The organism is Mesorhizobium sp. M0058 (genome assembly GCF_040323095.1).
Lineage (GTDB): Bacteria > Pseudomonadota > Alphaproteobacteria > Rhizobiales > Rhizobiaceae > Mesorhizobium.
On the sequence record NZ_JAMYUQ010000004.1, the window covers coordinates 15,485 to 40,423 of the forward strand.

Genomic DNA, 24,939 nt, shown 5'->3' on the forward strand with positions numbered 1-24,939 from the left:
AGGGAGGATCGCCATGAGCAAAATGCCGCGCTATGAGGATGCCGTTCAGCGCTTTCGCATCGAAGATGAGATCGCGCGGTTGTATGGCAACCCTGGAACCGGCATCAATGCCTATGTCGAATGCTGCGGCCGCTACACCGGAGAAGACCGGCTGGCGCTGCGCGCGATCTCGGCCGGCGGCGAGCTTCGCGAATTCAGCTTCGACGATCTCGCCGACATGTCGGGGCGCGCCGCCAATGTGCTCAAGGCCGCCGGCGTCGGTGCCGGCGATGTCGTCGCCGGCATGCTGCCGCGCGTCCCCGAACTGGTGGCGCTGATCCTCGGGACGTGGCGCATCGGCGCGGTCTACCAGCCGCTGTTCACCGCCTTCGGTCCGAAAGCCATCGAGCACCGCCTCGGCTATAGCGGCGCCAAGATCGTGGTGACCAACCCGGCCAATCGCGGCAAGCTCGACGAGGTCGAGACATCAGCGCAAATCGCCACCATCCTTGGCAATGGCGATGTGCTGCCTGCAGGCGACATCGATTTCCGCGCCGCGCTTGGCACCGCCTCGCCCGACTGCCAGCCGGTGATGCGCAAGGGCGACGATTTGTTCATGATGATGTCGACGTCGGGAACGACCGGCCTGCCCAAGGGCGTGCCGGTGCCGCTTCGCGCCCTGCTCGCCTTCGGCGCCTATATGCGCGACGCGATCGGCTTGCTGCCCGACGACATCTTCTGGAATATCGCCGATCCCGGCTGGGCCTACGGCCTCTATTACGCCATCACCGGCCCGTTGCAGCTCGGCATCGCCACGACCTTCTATGAAGGCGCCTTCAACGCCAAGAGCACTTACGACATCATCGAGCGGCTCGGCGTCACCAGCCTTGCCGGCTCGCCGACCGCCTATCGCCTGCTGATGGCGGAAGGCGCGGAAGCTGCGGCCCGTGTCAAAGGCAGACTGCGCGTGGTGAGCAGCGCCGGCGAGCCGCTCAACCCGGAAGTCATCCGCTGGTTCGACGCAAATCTCGCCGCGCCCATTCACGACCATTACGGCCAGACCGAGAACGGCATGATGGTCAACAACCATCATGGGCTCTCGCATGTCGTGCGCGCGGGCTCGGCCGGCTTCGCAATGCCCGGATATCGCATGGTGGTATTGGACGAGGCCGGCAACGAGCTCGGCCCCAACCAGCCCGGCATCCTCGCCGTCGACATCGCGAAGTCGCCGCTGCGCTGGTTCGACGGCTATCACCAAGCCGAGACGCCAGCGATCACGGGCGGCTACTACCGCACCGGCGACACGGTGGAGTACGAGCCGGACGGTTCGGTCTCCTTCATCGGCCGCGCCGACGATGTCATCACTTCGGCCGGCTATCGCATCGGCCCGTTCGACGTCGAAAGCGCGCTGATCGAGCATCCGGCGGTCAACGAGGCGGCTGTCGTCGGCGTGCCCGATCCGCAGCGCACCGAGATCGTCAAGGCCTTCGTCGTTCTGGCGCCGGCTTACAAGGGCAATTCGGAGCTCGCCGAAGAGCTGGCCCAGCACGTCAAGAAACGGCTGTCGGCGCACGCCTACCCGCGCGAGGTCGAGTTCATCACGGAACTGCCGAAGACCCCAAGCGGCAAGATCCAGCGCTTCCTGCTGAGGAAGGCGGAGGTGGAGAAGCGCAACGCGTGATTAGGCGCCAATCTCCCCCCTCGAGGGGGAGATGTCGCCGAAGGCGACAGAGGGGGTCGTGGCGCTTTACGCGCTAACGTCGTCTCGCGCTGCAAAAGGAGTCAGCGCTTCACGCGCGGCGACCCCCCTCTGGCCTGCCGGCCATCTCCCCCTCATCAAGGGGAGAGATCTGCAGCTCCAACGCCGTCTTTTTTCAGCCCAATGTTGTCATGTATCCTTGGAATCGAACGTAGAGCAGGGTTTATATCATGCGGTGGGTCTGGACGTTTCTGTTTGCGCTGGTGAGCAGCGTGGCTTTCGCGGCCTCGCCGGAGGACGACTATGTCGCCGCGCGTGACAAGGCGATGGCTGATATCGCGGCGCTGAACAGCGCGAACGCGGCAATCGAGACCATCGACGCTGAGAACGAGAAGGCGCTGGCCGACCTCCAGCAGCGTCTTGCCGGCATCATCGGTCCGCTGGCGGTCAAGGACTTTCCCCCAACCGGCACAATCAATATCGAAAGCCTCAGCGACTCCGATATCGGCTATGGCATGCTCGATGGACTGCGATACACCAAGGACGACGACGGGCCCAGCCTGGTGGCAACGACGCGAGGGCTGCTGGAGCGCTGGCTCCAGTCCAGAACCGCCGAGACCGACGAAAGTTTCAAACTGCCCGCCGGCATCGATGAGGCGCTTAAGCTCGATGCCTTCTACACCCAGGCGATCAACAGCGACGCCGCCTTCGAGGGAACGCTCGACTTTCCATTGAAGAAGCCCGAGGGCGCCAACATCGCCTTCGCACGGCTCGGCGGCTGGACGCAGGACGTCGGGCCGATCTACGAGCAGGAAGTCGTCGTTACGCTCGTCAAAGGCAACAGCGTGAGAATTATCGCAGCGCCGGCAGCCCCTGCAGTTCCGAAGATCGCCGCCTGCGACGCCGTGTGGGCTGCTGCGGACGCCGCCGCGCAGAAATTCCAGGAGGCCTACCAGGCATCGGACCTGAAGGACGAAAAAGCGTTCGATTCCTCCAACGCCGCCTGGGACAAGGGCGACAGCGACTACCGGGCCTGCATGGCGCAGCGCCTGCCGGCTGACCCGGCTTTCCCGGCGCTGCTCGCCCAGGCGCAGGCGCTGGCCGATCAAATGGCTGGGAAGTAAGCCTCCCGCAAGGGCCCGCGCAGCAAGATCAGGCGGCTTGTTGCAATCTGAGGCGAATATGACTTCGCTGCTGGGTTGCAGAACTCTGCAACCTGGCGTCCTACTTTCGGACACTCATTCAGATTTCGGCTGGACCCTGGCAGCCAAAAGCTTACCGTTTGTTCTCGGATTCGTCTCGAAGCTCAAATTTAAGCTTTAGCTACTATGGTCGACCGAAGGACTACTGTCCTGGAAAGGTCTTCGGATCGAGTTGGCAGGCGCAATGCTCAATTCCGGCCGGTTGAAACGGGCCGTTTTTTCTTCCGCCAACTTGCCGGCGGCGATTGCCTTTGTCGTGCTTCTCATCTGCGCCCTGGTTGCCGACCAGAGGAACAGAGAGGTCTCCGATCAGCTGGCGCGCGCCGACGTCCTGGCCAAGGTCAACATCATACGCGCCAAGCTCGAAGGCAACATAGGCGGCAATCTCCAGCTGGTTCAGGGTCTCGTTTCGACAATCGTTACCGAGCCCTATATGGGCCAGCAAAGATTTGCGGCGCTCGCCCGCAATCTGTTCGAGCAAAAATCGCAGTTACGCGATATTGCCGGCGCCCCCGACCTCGTCATCGCGCTGATATATCCGCTGGAAGGCAATGAAAAAGCCATCGGGCTGGACTACCGCAAGAGCGATACGCAACGCATGGCCGCGCTTCGCGCCCGTGACCAGCGCGCGCTTGTGCTCGCCGGGCCGGTCAAACTGGCGCAAGGCGGACGTGGCTTCATCGGCCGTATCCCGGTCTTCGTGCCGACGGCGGGTGGCGGCGACCGTTTTTGGGGTATCGTCTCGGCCGTGATCGATGTCGATCGGCTCTACGCTGCCAGCGGACTGACCGACCCTGATCTGGATATCGATGTGGCGCTTATCGGCAAGGATGCGCTCGGCGGCGGCGGGGAACTGTTCTTCGGCGGCGATAATGTCGTGTCCGGCAATCCGGTGATGGCAGAGGTGCAATTGCCTTCAGGCTCCTGGCAAATTTCAGCCATACCGAAGGGCGGCTGGCCGACCGCTCCGAAAAATGAGTGGCTGTTGCGTCTGCTCATGGCGCTTGCCGGCGCGCTGGTGGTGCTGCCGATCCTCGTGGCAGGACGTCTTTTCGGTGAGCGGCAGAAAAGTGACGCCGAGTTGAGGCGCCTGTCCCGGCGGCTGGAGCTGGCGTTGGAAGCCTCTGCTATAGGCGTGTGGGAGCACGATACCGTCAGCAACGAACTCGTATGGGACGACCGCATCAACGAAATCTATGGCAAACCCGGCGGCGGCAAGACCCGTAGCTATGACGACTGGGCGCTGGCGATCCATCCCCAAGACTTCGAACGGGCTAAAGCAGATTTCGATTCGGCTGTTGCAACACAAGGCCCCTACTCTTCGCAGTATCGGCTCCTGCGGCCGGACGGCACCATTCGCCATGTGCGCACCCGCGCCAGTTTCTTCCGGGACATCGACGGCACGCCAAAAATGATCGGCGCCGAATGGGATGTGACAGGCGACGTGCTGCTCAACGAGAATCTCATGCGTGAACGTCGCCTTTCAGAATCGAAAAATGCCGAACTGAACCTGGCCAAAGCCCGCATCGAGCATGTCGCGATGCATGATTCGCTGACCGGTCTGCCCAACCGTCGGTATCTGGACGAGATGCTTGCCGAAAACCGCGAAGCCGACGGCCGTGCGGCGTTGCTGCATCTCGACCTTGACCGGTTCAAGCAGATCAACGACACGCTCGGCCATGCGGCGGGCGATGCATTGCTGGTGCATGCTTCGAAAGTCATCAAGGCCAGCGTCGGCAGTGCCGATTTCGTTGCGCGCATCGGCGGCGACGAGTTTGTCGTGCTGAGCCATGGACGCGACGACAAGGAACTCGCCGCGCTGGCCGACCACATTATCGATGCGATGCGCCAGCCGGTCGACTATCTGGGTCACCAGTGCCGGTTCGGCGTCAGCATCGGCATTGCGGCCAATAGCGGCGTCGATGCCAAGCAGTTGCTTGTCAATGCCGATCTGGCGCTGTACCGGGCGAAAGGCCGCGGCCGCAACCGCTACGAGTTTTTCAACGAAGAGCTGCAGAGCGAGATCGTGCGGACCAAGCAGACCGCCGACGAGATTCTGGGCGGGCTCGAGCGGAACGAATTCATCGTCTACTATCAGCCGCAGTTCGACGCCAAGACGCTGGAGATCGTCGGCGTCGAGGCGCTGTCGCGTTGGGATCACCCGCAACGCGGCATGCTGACCCCCGACGCCTACATCAAGGTGGCTGAAGAACTCAATGTCGTGGCGCTTATCGACCGCACCGTCCTGGAGCAGGCGCTCGATAATTTCGAGCGTTGGTCGCGCAGCCACCTCAACATCCCGCGCGTCTCGGTCAACGTTTCCGCACGGCGCCTGGAAGACAGGGACCTGATCAAGGGTTTGCGCAAGCTTCCCATCAAGGAAGGGACCGTGTCGTTCGAACTGGTGGAGTCGATTTTCCTCGACGAAAACGACGAGCTTGTCAGCTGGAACATCGAACACATCAAGGGGCTCGGCATCGACGTCGAGATCGACGATTTCGGCACCGGGCATGCCTCGATCGTCTCGCTGTTGAAGTTGCGGCCCCGTCGCCTCAAGGTCGACCGCCAGCTGGTTACCCCCATCACCAGCTCAACCGCACAGCGGCAGCTGGTGTCGTCCATCATCGACATCGGCAAGTCGCTCGGGATCGAAGTGATCGCCGAGGGCGTCGAGACGATGGAGCACGCGCGCATCCTGAAAGAGCTTGGCTGCGACATCCTGCAAGGCTTCCTGTTCGGCTACCCGATGGATGCCAAAGCCTTCAAGGCCTTCGCGCAGTCGCGCAAATGGCTGGCGGCGAGCTGACAAATCCTGGCTTTGCTGGACGCAAATGCGGACGCAGGAACTGCGTCAGCTGCGCAGGCCCGGCGCTTCCTGCCCGGTGCGCTCGACATATTCGGTGTAGCCACCGCCATAGGTGTGGATGCCTTCGGGTGTCAATTCCAGCACGCGGTTGGAGAGTGCGGCCAGGAAATGGCGGTCGTGCGAGACGAACAGCATCGTGCCTTCGTATTGCGACAGCGCCGTGATCAGCATCTCCTTTGTGGCGATGTCCAAATGGTTGGTCGGCTCGTCCAGCACCAGCAGGTTGGGCGGGTCGAACAGCATCAGCGCCATTACCAGGCGCGCCTTTTCGCCGCCCGACAGCACCCGGCATTTCTTCTCGATCTCGTCGCCGGAAAAGCCGAAGCAGCCGGCGAGTGCCCTGAGCGGCGCCTGGCCGGCTTGCGGAAACGCGTCCTCCAGCGTCTGGAACACGGTGCGTTCGCCCTCCAGCACCTCCATGGCGTGCTGGGCGAAATAGCCCATTTTCACACTCGGCCCCCGAGCAACTGTGCCGGCATCCGGGTCAGACGCGCCGGCCACCAGCTTCAGCAGCGTCGACTTGCCGGCGCCGTTGACGCCCATGATGCACCAGCGCTCGCGGCGGCGGACCTGGAAGTCCAGCCCCTCATAGATCGAGCGGCTGCCATAGCCCTTATGGACGTTCTTCAGCGTCACGACATCCTCGCCGCAGCGCGGCGCCGGCTGAAAATCGAAATTCACGATCTGACGGCGCTTGGGCGGCTCGACACGATCGATCTTGTCGAGCTTCTTCACCCGGCTCTGCACCTGGGCGGCGTGTGACGCCCGCGCCTTGAAGCGCTCGATGAAAGCGATCTCCTTGGCCAGCATGGCCTGCTGGCGCTCGAACTGCGCCTGCTGCTGCTTGTCGGCGATCGCCCGCTGCTGCTGGTAGAATTCGTAATTGCCGGAATAGGCGGTGAGCGAACCGGCGTCGATCTCGACCACCTTGTTGACGATGCGGTTCATGAACTCGCGGTCGTGCGAGGTCATCAGCAGCGCGCCCTCATAACCCTTCAGGAACTGCTCCAGCCAGATCAGGCTTTCGAGATCGAGATGGTTGGACGGCTCGTCGAGCAGCATGACGTCGGGCCGCATCAACAGGATGCGGGCCAGCGCCACGCGCATCTTCCAGCCGCCGGACAGTTTGCCGACATCGCCATCCATCATCTCCTGGGAAAAGCCGAGGCCGTCGAGCACTTCGCGGGCGCGGCCATCGAGCGCATAGCCGTCGAGCTCCTCGAAACGATGCTGCGCCTCGCCGTACTTCTCGATGATCTCGTCCGTCCGGTCGGCCTGCTCGGGATCGGCCATGGCCGCCTCGAGTTCGGCCAATTCGGCCGCCACGTCGCTGACCGGCCCGGCGCCGTTCATCACTTCGGCCACAGCACTATGGCCCGCCATGTCGCCGACATCCTGGCTGAAATAGCCGATGGTGACGCCGCGATCGACCTGCACCTGGCCCTCGTCGGGCTGCTCCTGGCCAGTAATCATGCGAAACAGCGTCGTCTTGCCGGCGCCGTTCGGGCCGACAAGGCCGACCTTCTCGCCCTTCTGTAGCGAGGCCGAGGCCTCGATGAAGACAAGCTGGCGGCCGTTCTGTTTGCTGATGCTTTCAAGACGGATCATGCGACTGGAAGAACCTTGGAGGATTTTCCCCGGCCCTTACGCGATCGGCCGCGCCAGAGGAAGCGCCCATTTGACGCCGCGCGCAAAAGCCGCTGCGGTCCGCACCTCCAGAATGCAAAACAGCCCGCCGCGCGATTTTGCGCAACGGGCTGTTTTTGAACCAGCTTCTGTACTCAGTTCGGTGCGGGCACTTCCGCTTCTATCGACGGCACCTGCTGGGCGGCGAGCGAGGCGAGCTTGCCCCGTCTGACGAGTGTCGGCTTCTCATAGGATCGTTTCATAAATTCCCCTCTCTTACACAAGCGGAGACTGTTCCGCCGAACTCGCCATGTCAATAAGCAGCCGGTAGTGAAGTGCTTTGGCAGTGTCCGACGAATTGTCACTTCGCGTCGTGGAAAATGATTCCCACCGTATGCCGCCGTCCCGAGCGCAGGCGGCTGACGCCGTGCCTGAGGTTGACCCGGTAATGGCCTTTCGTGCCTTGCACCGGGCGGTTGTGGACAGCAAAGATCACCGCATCGCCCCGGGTCAGCGGCACCACTTCGGCACGGCTTTGCATGCGCGGGCGCTGCTCGGTCAGCACGAATTCGCCGCCGGCGAAATCCTCACCCGGCTGCGACAACAGGATTGCGACCTGCAGCGGAAAAGCGAGGTCGCCATAGAGGTCCTGATGGAGGCAGTTAAAGTCGCCGGGGCCATACTGGAGGAGAAGCGGCGTCGGCCGCGTTTGGCCGCTTTCGTGGCAAAGCTGGAGGAAGGCGGCGTGGTCATCGGGATAGCGCTGTGCCACGCCCATGCGTTCGTTCCAGTCGTTGGCGACGCCGGCCAGCCTCGGATAGAGCGCGGTGCGCAGGCCACCGACCAGATCCGGCAGCGGATAGCGGAAATAGCGGTACTCGCCCTTGCCGAAGCCATGGCGGGCCATCACCACATGGCTGCGGAAATGGTCCTCATGCGGATAGAGACCGGCGATCTCAGTGCACTCCTCGGGTGAAAGCAGCGCCGGCATGACGGTGCTGCCGTGGCTGTTCAGTTCGCCGATCAGAGCACTCCAGTCCTGCGCTGCGATGCGCGCTTCGGCCGAATGGGCTGCGCGTTTGGTGCTTATCGAATGGATGGTCATGGATGCCTCCTTTGCTTGCGGTCAAAGTGGGGCGAACGAGGCGCCTGGGCCACCCGATTCCTGCGATGAACATTGTCATCTGCTGCCGGCAGCGATTAACTGTGTACATGCATCTTTCGATCGAACCGCTAAATGGCGTCAAAGGGCTTCCTCTCGGATCGTCTAAGGCGACTGTCAGATCCTTCTTTTCAGGAGAGCTCAAGGTCTTCCGGCGGAGCCCAACCAGCGTTCCGGCCGACTATTGGCCGGACCTTGGAGTATTCGCCTATTACAAGGCCGATGGCGCACTCGAAGCGCTAGAATTCACCTCGCCTGCGATCTTGGAACTGGGTGGCGCGTCGCTGTTTCCGATTTCCATGGAGGTTGCGCTGAGGTTCTTGAGACAAACCGACCCCCATGTGAAGGTCGAGATCGATAGCGCGATTTCGAATGCTCTCGGCATCAGCATCTGGACAGCCATAGGAAAAGAAGCGGACTCCCAGGTGGAAACACTTTTGCTGTTTGGAGCCGGCTACTACGGCTGATCCTTCCGGGCGATATCCACTGCAGATCGACTGCGTATCGATCGCATCAGATCGGATCGGCACCCTTGCGGCGATACGCCTCCAACTCAGGGTCCAGATCGACCCTCACCGCGTTTGTGAACAGGCAGGTCGCCACCATGATGCCGGCGAAGGCGACGAGGTTGACCAGCAGCGTGTCGTCATAGCGAGCCTTCAGCGCTGCCCAGATGTCGTTCGGAATGACATTGGCATCGGCGGCGACTGCCTTGCCAAATTCGATCAGCAACGCCTCGTCGGAGGTTGGCTGGATTGCCTCGGGATCAAGGCCACCATCGATCAGCGCGCGGCGGAAGAAGGTAAGCGGTATCTGCGGCATCTCTCGGAGATCGCCAGCGACAACAGCCAGACAGCGCGGTCGTCGAGTGCGGGCTTGAGCAGATCGCGCAGGGTGAACCATTCGGCATAGATGCGGTGGGCTGCCGGTGAATGCAGCAGGATGCGCTTCATGTTGGTCATGCGCCCGCGCAGGCCAAGTTCCCTGTCGTGCTCGGCGCGGATGTCTTGCGATGCCGAGGCGTAGTCGATCGGCGGGATCATGGCCATGGGACGGTCCTTGGTTGGTGGTAGCGAGGCATTCTGCGACACCCTCACCCAAGCGTCGTATGCAATTGCGGCGCGGCGCGCAGCGTGTTGGACACCGTGCAGATCGCTTCGGCGTCCTCGACGATCCGCTGCTTGGTCGCAGCGTCGAGATCGCCTGAGATGTCGAGCCTGATGTTGACCCTTTCGACGCGCGACGGTTCGTCCTTCGCCTTCTCGCCGCTGACCTCGGCGCGTACTTCGCCAAGCGCGGCGGCGACGCCGAGGCGGGAGGCGGCGATGCGCGCGCTCAGCACCATGCAGGCGGCGAGCGAGGCGTAGAGCAGGTCGAGCGGATTGAAGCCCGGCGCGCTGACGCCGGTGACGACATCGACTGCACCGCCGGTCGGAGTGGTGATGGAAGGCAAGCCGCCGGGCTGCAGCGTCGCCGTCGCGCCGGTGACGCGGGTCCTGACCTTCAACTCACCCATCGCAAAAACCTTTCAGCCGGCAGCCCGGCAAAGATCAGGGGCACTGTGGCGCGCACACGAGTGCGATTTGCACACGCGTTGCGGTGCCGAACAACATGCATGTGATTAGACACGACCGGCAAACAGGTGCCTACTGCATTGTCCACGGGGATGCGGATAACCGAGGAGAGGCCCATGATTGCGCTCAATGTAAACGGCGAGGATCGCAGTGTCGACGTGCCGGACGATATGCCATTGCTGTGGGTGCTGCGCGATGTCATCGGCCTGACCGGCACGAAGTTCGGTTGCGGCATCGCCCAGTGCGGCGCCTGCACGGTGCAGCTTGACGGGCAACCGGTGCGATCCTGCGTGTTGCCGGTCGCGTCGGTTGGGTCGCGCCATGTCACCACCGTCGAGGCGATCGGTGCGACGTCGGCGGGCAAAAAAGTGCAACAGGCATGGCTCGACCTTGAAGTGATCCAGTGCGGCTATTGCCAGTCCGGCCAGATCATGTCGGCCTCGGCGCTGCTGGAGCGCAACCCCGACCCGAGCGACAGCGATATCGATGCCGCCATGTCCGGCAATATCTGCAGGTGCGGCACCTACACGCGAATAAGAGCGGCCATAAAACAGGCCGCGAAGGCCTGAGGGAGACAGCCAGCCATGAGCAAGCCGTCCTCCTCCCCCACCCAAAAACTCACCTCGCGCCGTGCCTTCCTGCAGGGCAGCGGCCTTCTGCTCGGCTTCACCATGCTGGGCGCCGGCACCAGGCCCGGTTTTGCCGCCGCCGAACCCGTCGAGGGCGACGTCACCGCCGCCTTTTCACCCGATGCTTTTATCCGCGTCGACAGCGACGGCAAGATCACTTTCATCCTGCCCAACATCGAAATGGGCCAAGGCACGCACACCGGCGAAGCGACGTTGATTGCCGAGGAACTGGAAGTCGGCCTGGGCCAGGTGAAGGTCGTCGACGCGCCGCCCAACGACAAGCTGTACGCCACCGCTGCGCTTGGCGGCCAGGCAACGGGCGGCTCGACCTCGATGCGGGCAACCTGGGAATCGCTGCGCAAGGCAGGCGCCGTTGCCCGCACGATGCTGGTTGCGGCAGCAGCCGCGCAATGGGCGGTTCCGATTTCGGAATGCAGCGCCAAGCTTGGCGTGGTCACGCATCTGCCGACAGGCCGGCAGCTGGCCTATGGCGCGCTCGCCGACGCGGCCGGCAAGCAACCGGTGCCGAGCGACGTCAAGCTCAAGGACCCCAAGGATTTCCAGCTAATCGGCAAGTCGCTGCGCCGGGTCGACACGGCGGGCAAGGTCAATGGCGCGGTGGTCTACGGCATCGATGTGCGCGTGCCCGGCATGAAGGTGGCGACGGTCGCCGCCTGTCCGGTGATCGGCGGCAAGCTCGGCGATGTGGACGAGACGGCGGCACGCGCCGTTCCAGGCGTGCGCGATATCGTCAGGCTGGACAATGCGGTCGCCGTGATCGGCGATCATTTCTGGGCGGCCAAGAAAGGCCTCGAGGCCCTCACCATCACCTGGGACGAAGGCGCCAACGCCAGGCTTTCAAGCGACGATATGATGAACACATTGAAGGCTGCGTCCAAAAACAAGACACCGATCATGGCGCGCCAGGAAGGCGACGTCGCCGGCGCGCTGAAAGCCGCCGTCAAGACGGTCGAGGCGAGCTATGAGCTGCCGTTCCTCGCCCATGCGCCGATGGAGCCGGTCAACTGCGTAGTGCATGTGCGCGCCGATGAATGCGAGATCTGGCTCGGCACCCAGGTGCCCACCCAGGCGCAAGGCTGGGCGGCACAGGTCACGGGCTTTCCGCTCGACAAGATCATCGTGCACAATCACCTGATCGGCGGCGGTTTCGGCCGCCGGCTGGTCGCCGAATATGTCGGCCAGGCGGTGGCGATCGCCAAACAGGTGAGCTACCCGGTCAAAGTTATCTGGACGCGTGAAGAAGACATCCAGCACGATCTCTACCGGCCGACCTACTACGACCGGATATCAGCCGGTCTCGGCGCCGACGGCTTGCCAACCGTGTGGATCGACCATGTCGCCGGCGGTTCGGTGTTGGGTAATTACATCCCCGGCGGCTGGCCTCAGGACAAGCTTGACGACGATGCCGTCGAGGGCGCCGCCAAACCGCCCTATGATCTGCCGGTCATCCAGGTCGACTGGGTGCGCGAGGACCCGCCGGTGCCGATCACCTGGTGGCGCGGCGTCGGACCGACGCACAATGTCTTCGTGGTCGAAAGTTTCATGGACGAACTCGCCAATGCGGTGGGCAGGGATCCGGTAGAGTATCGCCGGGCGCTGACGAAGAACCAGCCGCGGGCCGCAGGCGTGCTCGAGCTGGCGGCCGAAAAGTCGGGCTGGGGCTCGCCGCTTCCGGCCGGCAGCGGCCGCGGCATTTCCCTGCACGATGCCTTCGGCAGCTTCATGGCCGCGGTGCTGGAAATCTCGGTGTCAGCGGCCGGCGAGATTACGCTGCAGCGCGCGGTGGTGGCCGTCGATTGCGGCATCGCCATCAACCCAAACACGGTCGAAGCCCAGATCGAAGGCGGGTTGATCTTCGGCCTGTCGGCGGCGCTCTACAGCGGCATCACTTTCAGCAATGGCCGCGTCGACCAGAGTAATTTTCACGACTACCGCATCCTCCGCAACAATGAGGCGCCGAAGATCGAGGTCTATCACGTCAAGAGCCTGGAATCGCCCGGCGGCATCGGCGAGACGGCAACGGTTTCGGCCGGTCCCGCCCTTGCCAACGCGATCTTTGCCGCGACGGGAAAACGCCTGCGCAGCCTGCCCATGGACCGCAACCAGCTGAAGAGCGACGGCGCCGACAAGACCAGCGTGTCGATGGTGCCGCCGTTGGCAGCGCCCTTGCTGGCGGTGCTGGCGAACAGCGAGGAGCGCTCCGAGCCCGGCATCGAAACCGAAGTCGAAGTGTAGTGAAGGCCGAGCCATGAAAAGATTGGTCCGCATCCTCCTCGCTGTCGTGGTCGTCATCGCTGTCGGCGTTGCGATCTTCCTGTTCAAGCCGGCGCCGCTGCCGGACGTCTCCGCGGCGGAGGCAAAGCTGCCGGCCGGCCAGGCGCTGATCGACCGCGGTGAATATCTGACGCGCGCGGCCGATTGCGTCGCCTGCCACACAACCGGAGGCGGCACGCCCTATGCCGGCGGCCTTGCCTTCAAGCTGCCATTCGGCACCGTCTATTCCCCCAACATCACCGCCGACAAGGAAACCGGCATCGGCGACTGGAGCGACGCGGAGTTCGTGCGCGCGCTGCATCAAGGCATCGACAAGCAAGGCCGCAATCTCTATCCGGCCTTTTCCTATGCGGCCTACGCCAGGATGACCACCGAAGATGCGCTGGCGATCAAGGCCTATCTGTTCAGCCTGCCGCCGGTGCACGCCGAGGCGCCCAAGAACGATCTGAGTTTTCCGTTCAACCAGCGTTATGTCCTGCGGTTCTGGAACCTGTTGTTCGTTCCCGACGGTCCATTGCAGCAGGACGAAAAGCAGAGCGCGGAATGGAACCGCGGCGCCTATCTCACCGAAGCGATGGCGCATTGCGGCGAATGCCACACGCCCCGCAACCTGCTCTATGGGCTCGACAACAGCAAGAAATTCGCCGGCGCCGAACTGCAGGGCTGGGAGGCCTACAACATCAGTTCGGACAAGACGACCGGCATCGGCAGCTGGAGCGATGAGCAGTTGTCCAACTATCTGTCCAAGGGTCATGCGGAAGGGCGTGGTGCGGCCACCGGCAGCATGGGCGAAGCCGTCGACTACAGCCTGCGCCATTTGACGCCGGAAGACATCAAGGCGATCGTCACTTACGTAAAAACCGTGCCGCCGCAAGTCAGCAGCGACAAGGCGATCGTCGAAGCGGAGCCGCCGGCAACACTGACGACGTCCATCGCCTACGCTTCGTCTGCCGATTCAGTGGCGCAAGGCGGGCTCGGCCTGAAGCTGTTCCAGGGCGCCTGTGCCAGCTGTCACGGATGGAACGGCGAAGGGCTGCAGACACCTTATGCGGCGCTGCGCGGCAGCCGCACGGTCAATGACCCCGATGGCACGAACCTCATCCAGGTCATCCTGAAGGGCGCGCATATGACGACGCCGCTCGGCAAGCAGGCGATGCCGGCTTTCGCCAATGCCTATTCGAATGTCGAGATCGCGGCGCTCGGCAACTATGTGCTGGCGCATTTCGGCGGCAAGCAATCCGCCATCACGCCGGCCGACGTCGCCAAGGCGCGGGCGCAGTGAAGAACGGCGGTGAAGCCCGATCTCACCGCCCGCGCAAGATGTGTTTCTGAATCTTGCCGGAGGCGGTGCGGGGCAACGCGTCGGTGAGCAGGAATTCCTTCGGCACCTTGTAGCGGGCGATGCGAGCCGCACAGTGCGCCGCGAGCGCCGTCGGATCGAGGACGCAGCCAGCCTTCAGCACGACGAAGGCGCGGCCGACCTCGCCCCAGCGCCCGTCGGCGATGCCGATGACGGCGACGTCCGAAATGTCGGGATGATCGAGCAGCGCCATCTCGACCTCGGCTGGATAGACGTTCTCCCCGCCCGAAATGAACATGTCCTTGCGGCGGTCGACGAGGGTGACGAAACCATCTTCGTCGCGGCGCGCAATGTCGCCGGTGCGGAACCAGCCATCCGGTGTAAAGGCCTGCGCCGTCTCATCGGGCCGGTTCCAGTAGCCCGGCGTGACATTGGGGCCTGACAGCCATATCTCACCCGGCTCGCCGGCTGCGGCGTCGTGGCCATCTTCGTCCACGATGCGCAGCGACAAAGACGGCGCCGGCAGGCCGGCGGAGCCGGCCTTGCGGGCGATCTGGTGTGCCTCGACCGGCATGCCGAGCACGGTGCCGGCTTCGGTCAGGCCGAAGCCGTCGACCATGCGCACGCCCTGCTCCAGCCACCAAAGGATGTCGGCGGCGGGATTGGGCGCGCCACCGGTAAAGATGGCCGTCAGCGTGGTCCAGTTCGCCGGCGCGAACGCGGTGCCGTCGCGCAGCATCCGTGCCATTTGCGGGACGCAGAAATAATGGGTGACGCCGAGGTCCGGGTCTGCCAGACGGCGGTTGGTGAGACCGGCCTCGAAGCCGGACGAGATCAGCACCGTGCCGCCCTGCAGCAAGGGCGGACGCAGGCTGGTGATAAGGCCGATGACATGGAACATCGGCGCGTCGCAGAGGAAGATGCTGGAATTGCCGACGCGGCCGAGCACGCCGAAATTGACCGCGGTGGCGAACGCATTGGCCTCGGTCAGGATGACACCCTTGGGCCGGCCCGATGTGCCGGAGGTGTAGAGGATGATCGACGGCTGGTCGGCCGGCGGCAAAGGCCGGCGCGGCGCCGGCGCCTGTACGTCCACCGCCGCCGCAAAGTCAGCGACCTCGGCCGACACGCAGCCCTCGGGCCGCGCCAATTCAAACGCGGCATCGTGCAGCAGCAGTGCTGGATCGCAATCGGCAAGGATTGCTTGTTGCTCTGCCCCAGCGAGGCGCCAGTTGACCGGCACGAAGATGGCGCCGATCCGCATGGCCGCCTGCTGCAGGATCAGCAGGTCGGCGCTGTTGCGGACGACGGTGGCGATGCGCTGCCCAGGTTCGATGCCGTAGCCGCTCCCGAGCACGCCGACGGCGCGCTGGATAGCCTCGTCGAGCCCGCGATACGTCCAACGCCGCCCGGAAGCCAGGTCGACGCAAGCGAGGCGCTCGGGCTGCGTCGCGGCATGCAAGGCCACGGGATCGGGCGTCGTCCAGGCCGGCATCTCGCTTCTCCTCCCCGATTGGATATTGGCTGATCACCTCGCCTTGTCATAGGCGCCGAGCCCGGGCTTGTAGCTCTTTTCGTCGATGAACTGGCGGATGCCTTCCTTGCGGCCGTCATTGTCGTAGGAATTGGCCGCTTCCTGCGCGCGCACCAGATAGTCCTCGGCATTGTCATAGGTCATCTCGCCGACGCGGCGGATAGCATCCTTGGTCGCCTTCAGCGCGACCGGGTTTTTCTTGAGCAGGATGTTCGCCACCTCGGTGACTCGTGGCTTCAGCTCCGCCAGCGGCAGGCTTTCATTGACCAGCTTCCAGGCCGCCGCCTTCCTGCCGTCGATCAACTCACCGGTCAGCGCGTGGTACATGGCGTCGCGCATCGACAGGAGATCGACCACCACCTTGGTGGCGCCGCCGCCGGGCAGGATACCCCAGTTGATCTCCGACAGAGCGAATTGCGCCTCGTCGGCGGCGAAAGCGAGGTCGCAGGCAAACAGCGGGCCGTAGCCGCCGCCAAAGCACCAGCCATTGACCATGGCAATGGTCGGCTTGCGATACCAGCGCAGCCGCCGCCACCAGCCATAGGCCTCGCCTTGCGCCTTGCGGACGGCGCCCAGCCCCTTGGCCTCGGTCTCGCGAAAATACTCCTTGAGGTCCATGCCCGCCGACCACGCACTGCCCTCGCCCGACAGCACCAGCACGCCGACATCATCGCAGTATTCCAGCTGGTCGAGCACCTCCATCATGCGCCGGTTGAGCGCCGGGTTCATGCAATTTCGTTTTTCAGGCCGGTTGAAGCGCACCCAGGCGATGCCGTCCTCGATGTCGAAGGCAACGGTCTCTTCGGTCATGGCAACTCTCCTCCGGCTTGCGTTCCTGTGTGGCGGGGAGAAGAGTTGTGCTCTTCCCCTGATCAATCGCTATGTGACATAGCTTTTAGAATTGCTATGTTGCATAGTCTTTTTTGCTTGACAAGAACCTTGGTCGCAGCGATCGGTTGCAGCATGGACGAGACATCGGACCGCAGCGGCAAGGTGGCTAGGGTGGCGCCTGAAGACAGGCTCGACGCACAGATCGGCTACAATCTGCGGCGGGCTTCGACACTGGCGCTCAATGATTTCACCGCCGAGATGGCCGATGCCTCACTGCGCCCGGTCACCTACGGGATGCTGGCGCTGATCGACGAACGGCCCGGCATCAGCGCCGCCGAGCTTTGCCGCCGGCTGGGCATGAAAAGCGCCAACATGGCGCCGCTGCTGGCCGAACTCGAGGAGCGCGGGCTGGTCGAGCGCGACGACCATGCGCAGGACAGGCGCGTGCAGGTGCTCGCTCTGACCAAGGCAGCCAAAGCCGCCATGCCGGCATGGCGGCTCAAAGTGCGCAACCACCAGGACCGGTTCCTGCAACGGCTGACGAAAAAAGATCGGGCAACACTGCTGCGGCTGTTACGGCTGATCTGGAGCGAGGACAGCGATTGAAAGGGAGCCGGGGTGCTTCGGTGCTGATCGTAGCGATGATGGGCGCGGCGACGCCGAACACCACCTGAGGTTTCCGCGAGACACCCCCCTCTGCCCTACCGGGCATCTCCCCCTCAAGGGGGGAGATTGGACCTCACCTCTGCCTTCGCCAGTCTCCAACGTTGCGACGCCGTAGACGCAGCTGATCTCTCCCCTTGAGGGGGAGATGGCCGGCAGGCCAGAGGGGGGTGCGAAGGAACTCGGCATTGCCCAGGTTTGGCGCAACACACTGTCAGCAGTCTTCACCGCGCCCGTTTCCTCTCCACCCTGCCCTTTGCTAGGCTCGCCATCGGCAACAGGATCGCGAGAGCCATGATCGTCCAGACCTGCATCAACGGCGCGCGCGCCGCCGATTTTCACCCCACGCTGCCGCTCGACGCCGAGGCCATGGCGCGCGACGGCGCGGCCTCTGTCGCCACCGGCGCAGCTGAGCTGCATGTCCATGCCCGCGGAGCGGACCGCCGCGAGAGCCTTGCGCCGGCAGCGATGGACCTGACGATCGCAGGGCTGCGCCGTGCCTGCCCTGGTACGCTGATCGGCGTCTCCACCGGCGCCTGGATCGAGAATGACGATACAAGCACGCTGGTCGCCATCGCCGGCTGGCGCGAATTGCCGGACTATGCCTCGGTCAATCTCAGCGAGGCGGCGGCACCGATCGTCATGGAGAGCCTGCGCCAGCGCGGCATCGGCATCGAGGCGGGTCTGGCGTCGGTCGCCGACGCCGAGCGCCTCGTCAGCCTCGACCATGGCGGGCGCGTGCTGCGCGTCCTGATCGAGATTTCCGAGCAGACGCTAGACGAGGCTTTTGCGGTCGCCGACGGCATCGAACAGGTCCTGGAGCGCGCCGGCATTCGCCGTGCCATCCTGCTGCATGGCGAGAACGCGACGGTGTGGCCGTTCGTGCGCCGTGCGGCGGATCGCAACTGGTCGACGCGCGTCGGGCTGGAGGATGGGAAGCATCTGCCGGATGGCACGGTTGCGGCCGGCAATGCCGCGCTGACGGCGGCAGCGGTGGCGATCTTCCAGGCCGGGCGATAGCGCATACAAGCAGCGCGCCAAGGCATCGCCGAGACGATGGCGATCGCAAGGCCCGGGCCGCGAAAGTCGGTGGAAGCTATTCAAATTTTATGTATTAATTAAACCGGCAGTTAATCGTCGCATCAACGATCTCATCTGTGTTAATATTCTCCGGCATCGGGGACATTTTTTAATGAACGTCATTCCGGATAATGATCACGCTGCGCCGCGTCGGATTCAACAATATACATCGATACAGACCCTGCGGGGGCTAGCAGCCCTAATGGTTGTTATCTATCATCTTCCGGCCGCACTAGGCGTGCTCGATTTGCCTATTCCCATTCTAAACAGCGGCGTCGACCTGTTTTTCGTCATCAGCGGTTTTGTCATGGTTCTCTCGACGGAGAACAGACATCGCGACCACCGTGCTTTTTTGATGCAGCGGTTCACGCGCGTCGTTCCGTTCTATTGGGTCATGACCTTCCTCATGGTCGCCGCACTTTGGCTGTTTGCCGGTCGTGGAGTGTCCTTTGAGCAGATTACCAATAGCCTGCTTTTCGTGCCCTATCTCGATACGGCCACAGGCTATGTCCAGCCAGTGCTTGGCGTGGGTTGGACGCTCAATCTGGAAATCCTGTTTTACATTCTGTTCGCGGCGACTATGGGTTTTGGTGCGCTGACGCAAATGGCCACGATTGGCGTTGTCTTTGCAATCGCCGTAGCCGCACGCATTATCTTCAAACCCGCCGCCGACACTGTGCTGTTTTTCTATACCACGCCAATCCTGTTTGAGTTCCTTGCCGGCATGGCTGTCGGCCATCTGGTCGGCAGACTGGTGCGTTTGCCCGCTTTCCTGGGTGCCTCGGCTGTCGGGTTCGCTATTGTGTCCACACTGGTGATGGTACTTGGCTTCAACTTGCCGCGAACCCTTGCTCAAGGTATCCCGGCGCTGATCCTTGTCGCGGGTTGCATCAGCCTGGAGAGCTACTTCCGACTTTTTGCTCCTCGCGTGCTGGCAAGGCTGGGAGATGCTTCCTACTCTCTCTATCTGACCCATCCTATCGTGCTGCTCGCGATCGCTCCTGTCGTTGCAACCGCCAATGTGTCACCATGGCTTGCAGGCATAGCTATTGTCACCGCCTGCATCGCCGTGTCCCTGGCGAGTTATAGTTTTATCGAAAGGCCGCTTTTGGCCATGTCGCGAATGAGCCTCTCCGCTTATCAGGTGAAGGCGTGAGTTGCGGCTACGCCGCAACTCGGTCGGCCTGCTATGCGGGTGCGTTGCTCACTACGACCTCGCGTCGCGTTCAAGCGACCACGGCGGCGGCAAGATCGTCTTCGAACTCCGTCGCCTAGTGCTGTCGCGCACATCCTCGACTGCCTGTCGCCCCAAAATGCACAGCGGTTTTGGGACGACATGCATCCTGTCTTGCCTGAACGCACACGGGAACTGGCACAGAGGGATGACATAGCTCTTGCTGCTGTTAAAAATTCCCCATAAGGTATTTTTCATATCCGAAAGAAAATCCGATCGTTTCTTTCCCTTTATGAAAGCCTTGCCTTTGCGTGAGCATCTCGATCAAACCGATCGACGGCTGGTAAAGCTGTTGTCGCAGGATGCCCAGCCCGGCATCAACCGGCTCGCCGAGACGATGGCGATCTCGGTGCCGACGGTGCGCTCAAGGTTGCGCAATCTGCTCGACCGCAACCTCTTGAAGATCGTCGGGCTGCTCAATCTGACCGAACGCCCCGAGCTGATCTCGGCCATTGTCGGCATCAACGCTCAGGGACGTGGCCGCGCCCGGGAACTGGCGCAGCGCATTGCCGAACTGCCTTTCGTCAACTCGGCCTCGGTGGTTACCGGGCGCTTCGACATCATCGTCGACGTGACCGTCGCCGGCGATGTCGCCGACCTCTACCGCATCACCAGCGAGCTGATTCCGGGCGCCGGCATTCCCGGGGAAGTCGTGCGCAGCGAAACCTTCGTCGTCATGGCTTCATGCAACAAATGGGTCAGCCTTCCCGAAGGCTGCTGGTCGGAAGAAACACCGTCGCGCAAGGAGCCGGCATGAGAATAGCTGTTCTCGGCGGCCTCGGCCTGCAGGGACGGGCGGCCATCGCCGATCTCGTCGCCAGCGCCGGTGTCGAGGAAGTCGTCTGCGTCGATACGTCGGCCGACGGCCCTGCCCGGCTTGCCGGGCTGACCGACCTTTCCCGCGTGCGTTTCGTCGTGCCCGAGGGCCCCATCGGCCCGGCACTTGCCACCGTGCTGGCGGATGTCGACGCCGCCATCGATCTGTTGCCACAGCCATTGATGCGCGAGGCGGTGCAGGCCGCGATCGCAACGCGCACGCCGCTGGTCACCACCAATTACGGCAACGCGATTGCCGATCTGGCGGCGGAGGCTGAACAGGCCGGCGTTTCGATCATGACCGAATGCGGGCTCGATCCCGGCATCGACCTCGTGCTCTACGCGCGCGCCGCAAAGCAGTTCTCTAGGATCTCCTCGATCGATTCCTATTGCGGCGGCATCCCCGAACCGAAGGCGATGGCGAAGCCGCTCTGCTACAAGGTGAGCTGGAATTTCGACATGGTTCTGGTCAGCCAGAACCGCGACAGCGTGATGATCGAGCATGGCAAGCGCGTCGAAGTGCCGGCCGGGCGGCAGCACGACAATGCCTTCATCCACGAGATCGAGGTCGCGGGCCTCGGCCGGCTGGAAGCTTTCCCCAATGGCGACGCGCTGCACTATGTCGAGATGCTGGCGGCCGCCAAGGGATTGCAACGCTCGGGCCGCTATACACTGCGCTGGCCGGGATGGTCGGCGTTCTGGGCGCCGCTGAAGGAACTCGGCTTCCTCTCCGAAGACAAGGTGCCCGGCACCGGCGCCAGCCCCCGCGAATTTCTCGGCCGGCTGCTCGGCCCGCAATTGCAGTATGGCGCTGACGAGAAGGACCTTTGCGTGATGCGCAATGTCTTTTCCGGTCTCGAGGGCGGTCGCGCCAAAACGGTGACATCGGACCTGATCATCGAACGCGACCTGGCATCCGGCCTGTTCGGCATGAGCCTCGGCGTCGGCTATCCCGCCAGCATCGTGGCGCAGATGCTGGCGCGGCGCGAGATCGCCACACCTGGCCTGCTCAACCCGCTGCTGCATGTGCCGGACGAACCCTTCTTTGACGAGCTGGCGAGGCGTGGCATCAAGGTGACCGAAACGGTGGCCTGGGACTGACGATTTTCGAACGGTGGCTGCCGCCGGCAAACGGTGCCGCCGCTCAAAAAACACCCAAAAGGGTGGAATAACAAAGTGGAACAACAACGATAACAGGAGGAATGCCAAAATGAAGATTGCCAGACTTTTTATCGCCGGACTTGCGCTTGCGGGGCTCGCCACGGCGGCCAGTGCCGGAACGCTCGACGAGATCACCAAGCGCGGCGAACTGCGCGTCGCGGTACAGACGCAAGGACCTCCCTTCTCGCTGGTCGGCGCGGCCGGCGAGCGCACCGGCAGTTCGGTCGAACTCGCCGAGTTGATGGCCAAGGAAATGGGCGTCAAGATCACCTTCCTCGACTATGACTGGGACGGGCTGATCCCGGCGCTGCTTTCGGGCAAGGCCGACCTGCTCGTCGCCGACATGACGCCGACGCTGGCGCGCGGCATGAAGGTCGCCTTCACCACACCTTACATGTATACGGGCAGCACCGTCTTCACCAAGGCCGACAGCAAGTTCAAGACAACCGAGGACTGCAAGGCCAAGGGCACCAAGATCGCCGTGCTGTTGGGCGCCACCGGCGAAAAGGAAGCCAAGAACGCCTTCCCGGATGCCGACATCAAGAGCTACAAGGGCGGCGGCCCGCTGCTGCTCGACGCGGTCAACAACGGCCAAGCCGATTGCGGCGTCAACGACGTCTCGGCGGTCAAGGGTCAGTCGACAGCCTATCCCGCCGGCACCTTCACCATCATGCCGGACCTGTTGTCGAAGGAGCCGCTTGCCTTCGCCACCCGCTACGACGAGCCGGACCTGTTGATCTGGATGAACCTGTTCCTCAATCAGGTCAGCATCGACGGCCGCTTGCAGAAGAACCTCGACTACTGGGTCAATTCCGACGCCTGGAAGAAGGATCACTAAGCAGAGGTAAGCAGGGAGTAGTGAGTAGGAAGTAGTGAATGGTGAATGGTGAATGGCCATTCCGGACGCCCTTCACTGCTCACCACTCACTACTCACTACTGCCCATTCACCATTCACAATTCACCGCCATGCTCGAAAATTTCAGCTTCCGCACCATCGTCGAATATCTGCCGCTGTTCGGGCAGGGTCTGATCACGACCGTGTGGCTGTCGGCGCTGTCTTTTGCGGGCGCGCTGGCCGTCGGCATCGTGCTCGCCGCCATGAACCTGCAGCGCGGCCAGCTGTTTCGCGTGCTGGCCAAGGGCTATATCGATGCCGTGCGCGCCACGCCGTTGCTGGCGCAGCTCTACTTCCTCTATTTCGGCCTGCCGCGTCTCGGCTTCGTCCTGCCCGAGCTCGTCGTCGGCATCATCGCTTTGTCGCTGAACAGCGGCGCCTATGTCGCGGAAATCATCCGCGCCGGCATCCTGTCGATCCCGCGCGGCCAGGTCGAGGCCGGGGTTGCCTCGGGAATGACCTATGTCCAGCGCATGCGCCTGGTCATCCTGCCGCAAGCCTTCAAGGTGACGATCCCGCCGCTGCTCGGCCAGGCGATCGTGCTGGTCAAGGATTCCGCGCTTTTGTCGCTGATCTCGGTTTCCGAACTGACGCGCGCCGGCCAGTTGCTGGCGTCCGACCGCTTCATGCCGGCGGAAGGCTTTCTCACCATCGCCGCTTTCTATCTGCTGCTCTATTACTGCCTCAAAGGACTGGCGGGGCTGTCCAGTCGGTGGCTCGGTCTGCAGCCGGCAAGGAGCAGCACATGATCTGGCAACAGCTGCAAAGCCTGGCCGGCAGCTACCCCCTCGCCTTGCGCGGCCTTGGCATGACCGTGATGCTGTCGGCGATCAGCCTGGTGCTGGGCACGCTGCTTGGCTTCGGCCTCGGCATATTGCGCACCGGCGGCAACCGGCTGATCTCGAGCGTGATCGGGGCCTGGGTCGACCTGATCCGCGGCACGCCGTTCCTGGTGCAGATCTTCCTGATCTTCTTCATCCTGCCGGAATTCGGCATCGAGCTCGATGCCTTCACCGCCGGCATCATCGCGCTCACCAACCTCGCCGCGTGCTTCATCTGCGAGATCGTCGCCGCCGGCATCCGCTCGGTGCCGACCGGCCAGGTTGAGGCAGCTCTGGCGTCTGGCCTGTCGCGCTGGCAACGCATGCGCCAGGTGGTGCTGCCGCAGGCGATGCGCATCGTGCTGCCGCCGCTGGTCGGGCAATATGTACTCTTGATCAAGGATTCCTCCGTCGTCTCGGCGATCGGGCTGACCGACCTCACCCGCGTCGGCTGGCTTGTGGTGCAGCGTGTGCCCAACGGCCTGCTGGTCTTCTTCCTGGTCGGCGTCGGCTATTTCGTCGTCTGCTATCCGCTGATCATGCTCGCCCGCCGGTTGGAGCGACGCATGGGCGCGGCGCATGGCGAGGTGCAGCTGTGACATCGAACCCCAAAGGGCTGACCGCCATGACCAATCCGAGCCCGACCAAACCAAACCTGACCAAAACGGGCATGATCGACTTTCGCGGCGTCAACAAATGGTTCGGCTCGCTCAATGTGCTGAAGGACATCACGCTCAGCGTCGAGCCGCGCGAAGTGGTCGTCGTCTGCGGCCCAAGTGGTTCGGGCAAGTCGACGCTGATCCGCTGCATCAACGGCCTGGAAGCGATCAAGGATGGCGACCTCGTCGTCGACGGCCAGCGCCTCGGCGACCCCGCCACCAACATGACGCAGTTGCGCACCGAGATCGGCTTCGTCTTCCAGTCGTTCAACCTCTACCCGCACAAGACGGCGCTGGAAAACGTCACGCTGGCGCCGATCCATGTGCGCAAGATCCCCCGCGCCGAGGCCGAGCAGGCCGGGCGCGACTTGCTGGCCAAGGTCGGCCTCGCTGACAAGGTCAATGCATACCCGTCACAGTTGTCCGGCGGCCAGCAGCAGCGTGTGGCCATCGCGCGCTGCCTCGGCATGCGGCCCAAGATCATGCTGTTCGACGAGCCGACCTCCGCGCTCGATCCCGAGATGATCTCCGAAGTGCTCGACGTCATGGTCGCGGTGGCCGAGGAAGGCATGACCATGATGGTGGTGACGCACGAAATGGGCTTTGCCCGCAAGGTGGCGCAGCGCGTGGTGTTCATGGACGCCGGCGCCATCGTCGAAAGCGGCACGCCGGAGGCGTTTTTCTCCGACCCGAAGACCGACCGCAGCCGGGCTTTTCTAAGCAAGATTCTAAGGCATTAGAGTTTAGCCAAAGCCGGTCGTCCGAAAGGCCGCGGGGCAGGAACTGTCGACGCACGGCGCCAAACAACGAGCCGCCGGTAGAGTGGATCGGCTACGTTTAGGTCTCCGGCTACGCCTCTGGGAACTTCCACGTGCCGTCCATAACCTCCGCGCGTGGTCGATAGAGCCGTAC

Annotated in this window: 21 protein-coding genes and 1 pseudogene; 16 read left to right on the forward strand and 6 right to left on the reverse strand. The window is 63.2% G+C overall.

Translation table 11 applies throughout. The annotated features are described in order from the left end of the window. Positions 1-13: 13 nt before the first annotated feature. The 3 genes from NKJ75_RS07505 to NKJ75_RS07515 all read left to right on the forward strand — a co-directional run bounded on the left by NKJ75_RS07505 (position 14) and on the right by NKJ75_RS07515 (position 5,686). Positions 14-1,660, forward strand: a complete 1,647-nt coding sequence (locus tag NKJ75_RS07505) for an acyl-CoA synthetase (RefSeq protein WP_023834736.1) — start codon at positions 14-16, stop codon at positions 1,658-1,660. 248 nt (positions 1,661-1,908) lie between these two features. After that, positions 1,909-2,802, forward strand: a complete 894-nt coding sequence (locus NKJ75_RS07510; RefSeq protein ID WP_352499511.1) for a hypothetical protein — start codon at positions 1,909-1,911, stop codon at positions 2,800-2,802. Positions 2,803-3,064: 262 nt separating this feature from the next. Next, a complete protein-coding gene (locus tag NKJ75_RS07515) occupies positions 3,065-5,686 on the forward strand; it encodes a bifunctional diguanylate cyclase/phosphodiesterase (RefSeq protein WP_352499512.1) in 2,622 nt (873 codons plus the stop codon). Between the two features lie 45 nt (positions 5,687-5,731). Here the strand turns inward: NKJ75_RS07515 and NKJ75_RS07520 are convergent, their stop codons facing one another. Together NKJ75_RS07520 and NKJ75_RS07525 are read right to left on the reverse strand one after the other, a co-directional pair. Further along, a complete protein-coding gene (locus NKJ75_RS07520; protein ID WP_352499513.1) occupies positions 5,732-7,354 on the reverse strand; it encodes an ABC-F family ATP-binding cassette domain-containing protein in 1,623 nt (540 codons plus the stop codon). A gap of 379 nt (positions 7,355-7,733) precedes the next feature. Next, positions 7,734-8,477: a 2OG-Fe(II) oxygenase gene (locus NKJ75_RS07525; RefSeq protein ID WP_352499514.1), complete on the reverse strand. Its 744-nt coding sequence runs from the start codon at positions 8,475-8,477 to the stop codon at positions 7,734-7,736. A gap of 65 nt (positions 8,478-8,542) precedes the next feature. Between NKJ75_RS07525 and NKJ75_RS07530 the strand changes: the two genes are divergently transcribed. Next, positions 8,543-9,001 carry a hypothetical protein gene (locus tag NKJ75_RS07530; protein ID WP_156940649.1) on the forward strand — a complete coding sequence of 153 codons (459 nt, stop codon included), beginning with the start codon at positions 8,543-8,545 and terminating at the stop codon, positions 8,999-9,001. A 46-nt stretch (positions 9,002-9,047) separates the two neighbouring features. Here the strand turns inward: NKJ75_RS07530 and NKJ75_RS07535 are convergent. Together NKJ75_RS07535 and NKJ75_RS07540 are read right to left on the reverse strand one after the other, a co-directional pair. Then, positions 9,048-9,583: pseudogene (locus tag NKJ75_RS07535) on the reverse strand (carboxymuconolactone decarboxylase family protein). Between the two features lie 44 nt (positions 9,584-9,627). After that, positions 9,628-10,050, reverse strand: a complete 423-nt coding sequence (locus tag NKJ75_RS07540; protein WP_352499515.1) for an OsmC family protein — start codon at positions 10,048-10,050, stop codon at positions 9,628-9,630. 174 nt (positions 10,051-10,224) lie between these two features. On the opposite strand from NKJ75_RS07540, the gene NKJ75_RS07545 reads away from it, so the two are divergent. From NKJ75_RS07545 to NKJ75_RS07555, 3 genes are read left to right on the forward strand one after another with little or no spacing between them, the layout of a single operon-like run. After that, positions 10,225-10,677 (forward strand): (2Fe-2S)-binding protein, encoded by a 453-nt coding sequence (locus tag NKJ75_RS07545; RefSeq protein WP_352499516.1) that lies wholly within the window; start codon positions 10,225-10,227, stop codon positions 10,675-10,677. A 15-nt stretch (positions 10,678-10,692) separates the two neighbouring features. After that, positions 10,693-12,993, forward strand: a complete 2,301-nt coding sequence (locus NKJ75_RS07550; protein ID WP_352499517.1) for a xanthine dehydrogenase family protein molybdopterin-binding subunit — start codon at positions 10,693-10,695, stop codon at positions 12,991-12,993. A gap of 13 nt (positions 12,994-13,006) precedes the next feature. Continuing rightward, positions 13,007-14,314, forward strand: a complete 1,308-nt coding sequence (locus NKJ75_RS07555; RefSeq protein ID WP_352499518.1) for a c-type cytochrome — start codon at positions 13,007-13,009, stop codon at positions 14,312-14,314. Positions 14,315-14,336: 22 nt separating this feature from the next. Here the strand turns inward: NKJ75_RS07555 and NKJ75_RS07560 are convergent, their stop codons facing one another. Both NKJ75_RS07560 and NKJ75_RS07565 read right to left on the reverse strand, forming a co-directional pair. Further along, complete coding sequence (locus NKJ75_RS07560; protein WP_352499519.1) at positions 14,337-15,827, reverse strand: AMP-binding protein; 1,491 nt, start codon at positions 15,825-15,827, stop codon at positions 14,337-14,339. A gap of 33 nt (positions 15,828-15,860) precedes the next feature. Continuing rightward, positions 15,861-16,676, reverse strand: a complete 816-nt coding sequence (locus NKJ75_RS07565; RefSeq protein ID WP_352499520.1) for a p-hydroxycinnamoyl CoA hydratase/lyase — start codon at positions 16,674-16,676, stop codon at positions 15,861-15,863. A gap of 153 nt (positions 16,677-16,829) precedes the next feature. Here NKJ75_RS07565 and NKJ75_RS07570 point away from each other — a divergent pair, with 153 nt between their 5' ends. The 9 genes from NKJ75_RS07570 to NKJ75_RS07610 all read left to right on the forward strand — a co-directional run bounded on the left by NKJ75_RS07570 (position 16,830) and on the right by NKJ75_RS07610 (position 24,767). Next, entirely contained in the window at positions 16,830-17,303 is a 474-nt protein-coding gene (locus NKJ75_RS07570) for a MarR family winged helix-turn-helix transcriptional regulator (protein ID WP_352499521.1), read from the forward strand. Positions 17,304-17,654: 351 nt separating this feature from the next. After that, a complete protein-coding gene (locus tag NKJ75_RS07575; protein WP_352499522.1) occupies positions 17,655-18,380 on the forward strand; it encodes a 3-keto-5-aminohexanoate cleavage protein in 726 nt (241 codons plus the stop codon). A 172-nt stretch (positions 18,381-18,552) separates the two neighbouring features. Continuing rightward, positions 18,553-19,596, forward strand: coding sequence for an acyltransferase family protein (locus tag NKJ75_RS07580; RefSeq protein ID WP_081839738.1), 1,044 nt, complete (start codon positions 18,553-18,555; stop codon positions 19,594-19,596). A gap of 325 nt (positions 19,597-19,921) precedes the next feature. Next, the gene (locus tag NKJ75_RS07585; RefSeq protein ID WP_023670324.1) at positions 19,922-20,431 is read left to right on the forward strand and encodes an Lrp/AsnC family transcriptional regulator; all 510 of its coding nucleotides are present in this window, start codon (positions 19,922-19,924) and stop codon (positions 20,429-20,431) included. Next, positions 20,428-21,591 (forward strand): saccharopine dehydrogenase family protein, encoded by a 1,164-nt coding sequence (locus tag NKJ75_RS07590; RefSeq protein WP_023695533.1) that lies wholly within the window; start codon positions 20,428-20,430, stop codon positions 21,589-21,591. The genes NKJ75_RS07585 and NKJ75_RS07590 overlap by 4 nt, the downstream gene beginning before the upstream one ends. Before the next feature lie 109 nt (positions 21,592-21,700). Beyond that, positions 21,701-22,489 carry an ABC transporter substrate-binding protein gene (locus tag NKJ75_RS07595; protein ID WP_023670322.1) on the forward strand — a complete coding sequence of 263 codons (789 nt, stop codon included), beginning with the start codon at positions 21,701-21,703 and terminating at the stop codon, positions 22,487-22,489. Between the two features lie 129 nt (positions 22,490-22,618). After that, entirely contained in the window at positions 22,619-23,296 is a 678-nt protein-coding gene (locus tag NKJ75_RS07600; RefSeq protein ID WP_023695534.1) for an amino acid ABC transporter permease, read from the forward strand. Further along, on the forward strand, positions 23,293-23,967 hold the full coding sequence (locus NKJ75_RS07605) for an amino acid ABC transporter permease (protein WP_023684787.1): 675 nt from the start codon (positions 23,293-23,295) through the stop codon (positions 23,965-23,967). The genes NKJ75_RS07600 and NKJ75_RS07605 overlap by 4 nt, the downstream gene beginning before the upstream one ends. A gap of 71 nt (positions 23,968-24,038) precedes the next feature. Next, on the forward strand, positions 24,039-24,767 hold the full coding sequence (locus NKJ75_RS07610; protein ID WP_023670319.1) for an amino acid ABC transporter ATP-binding protein: 729 nt from the start codon (positions 24,039-24,041) through the stop codon (positions 24,765-24,767). Positions 24,768-24,939 lie beyond the last annotated feature (172 nt).

Bases quoted from the DNA above. Each gene is read 5' to 3' on its own strand.
- NKJ75_RS07575 (WP_352499522.1), top strand. From the start codon at position 17,655: ATGATCGTCCAGACCTGCATCAACGGCGCGCGCGCCGCCGATTTTCAC.
- NKJ75_RS07515 (WP_352499512.1), top strand. From the start codon at position 3,065: ATGCTCAATTCCGGCCGGTTGAAACGGGCCGTTTTTTCTTCCGCCAAC.
- NKJ75_RS07590 (WP_023695533.1), top strand. From the start codon at position 20,428: ATGAGAATAGCTGTTCTCGGCGGCCTCGGCCTGCAGGGACGGGCGGCC.
- NKJ75_RS07505 (WP_023834736.1), top strand. From the start codon at position 14: ATGAGCAAAATGCCGCGCTATGAGGATGCCGTTCAGCGCTTTCGCATC.
- NKJ75_RS07550 (WP_352499517.1), top strand. From the start codon at position 10,693: ATGAGCAAGCCGTCCTCCTCCCCCACCCAAAAACTCACCTCGCGCCGT.
- NKJ75_RS07560 (WP_352499519.1), bottom strand. From the start codon at position 15,827: ATGCCGGCCTGGACGACGCCCGATCCCGTGGCCTTGCATGCCGCGACG.
- NKJ75_RS07580 (WP_081839738.1), top strand. From the start codon at position 18,553: ATGAACGTCATTCCGGATAATGATCACGCTGCGCCGCGTCGGATTCAA.
- NKJ75_RS07540 (WP_352499515.1), bottom strand. From the start codon at position 10,050: ATGGGTGAGTTGAAGGTCAGGACCCGCGTCACCGGCGCGACGGCGACG.
- NKJ75_RS07510 (WP_352499511.1), top strand. From the start codon at position 1,909: ATGCGGTGGGTCTGGACGTTTCTGTTTGCGCTGGTGAGCAGCGTGGCT.
- NKJ75_RS07570 (WP_352499521.1), top strand. From the start codon at position 16,830: ATGGACGAGACATCGGACCGCAGCGGCAAGGTGGCTAGGGTGGCGCCT.
- NKJ75_RS07520 (WP_352499513.1), bottom strand. From the start codon at position 7,354: ATGATCCGTCTTGAAAGCATCAGCAAACAGAACGGCCGCCAGCTTGTC.
- NKJ75_RS07530 (WP_156940649.1), top strand. From the start codon at position 8,543: ATGAACATTGTCATCTGCTGCCGGCAGCGATTAACTGTGTACATGCAT.
- NKJ75_RS07605 (WP_023684787.1), top strand. From the start codon at position 23,293: ATGATCTGGCAACAGCTGCAAAGCCTGGCCGGCAGCTACCCCCTCGCC.
- NKJ75_RS07525 (WP_352499514.1), bottom strand. From the start codon at position 8,477: ATGACCATCCATTCGATAAGCACCAAACGCGCAGCCCATTCGGCCGAA.
- NKJ75_RS07545 (WP_352499516.1), top strand. From the start codon at position 10,225: ATGATTGCGCTCAATGTAAACGGCGAGGATCGCAGTGTCGACGTGCCG.
- NKJ75_RS07600 (WP_023695534.1), top strand. From the start codon at position 22,619: ATGCTCGAAAATTTCAGCTTCCGCACCATCGTCGAATATCTGCCGCTG.
- NKJ75_RS07555 (WP_352499518.1), top strand. From the start codon at position 13,007: ATGAAAAGATTGGTCCGCATCCTCCTCGCTGTCGTGGTCGTCATCGCT.
- NKJ75_RS07610 (WP_023670319.1), top strand. From the start codon at position 24,039: ATGATCGACTTTCGCGGCGTCAACAAATGGTTCGGCTCGCTCAATGTG.
- NKJ75_RS07595 (WP_023670322.1), top strand. From the start codon at position 21,701: ATGAAGATTGCCAGACTTTTTATCGCCGGACTTGCGCTTGCGGGGCTC.
- NKJ75_RS07565 (WP_352499520.1), bottom strand. From the start codon at position 16,676: ATGACCGAAGAGACCGTTGCCTTCGACATCGAGGACGGCATCGCCTGG.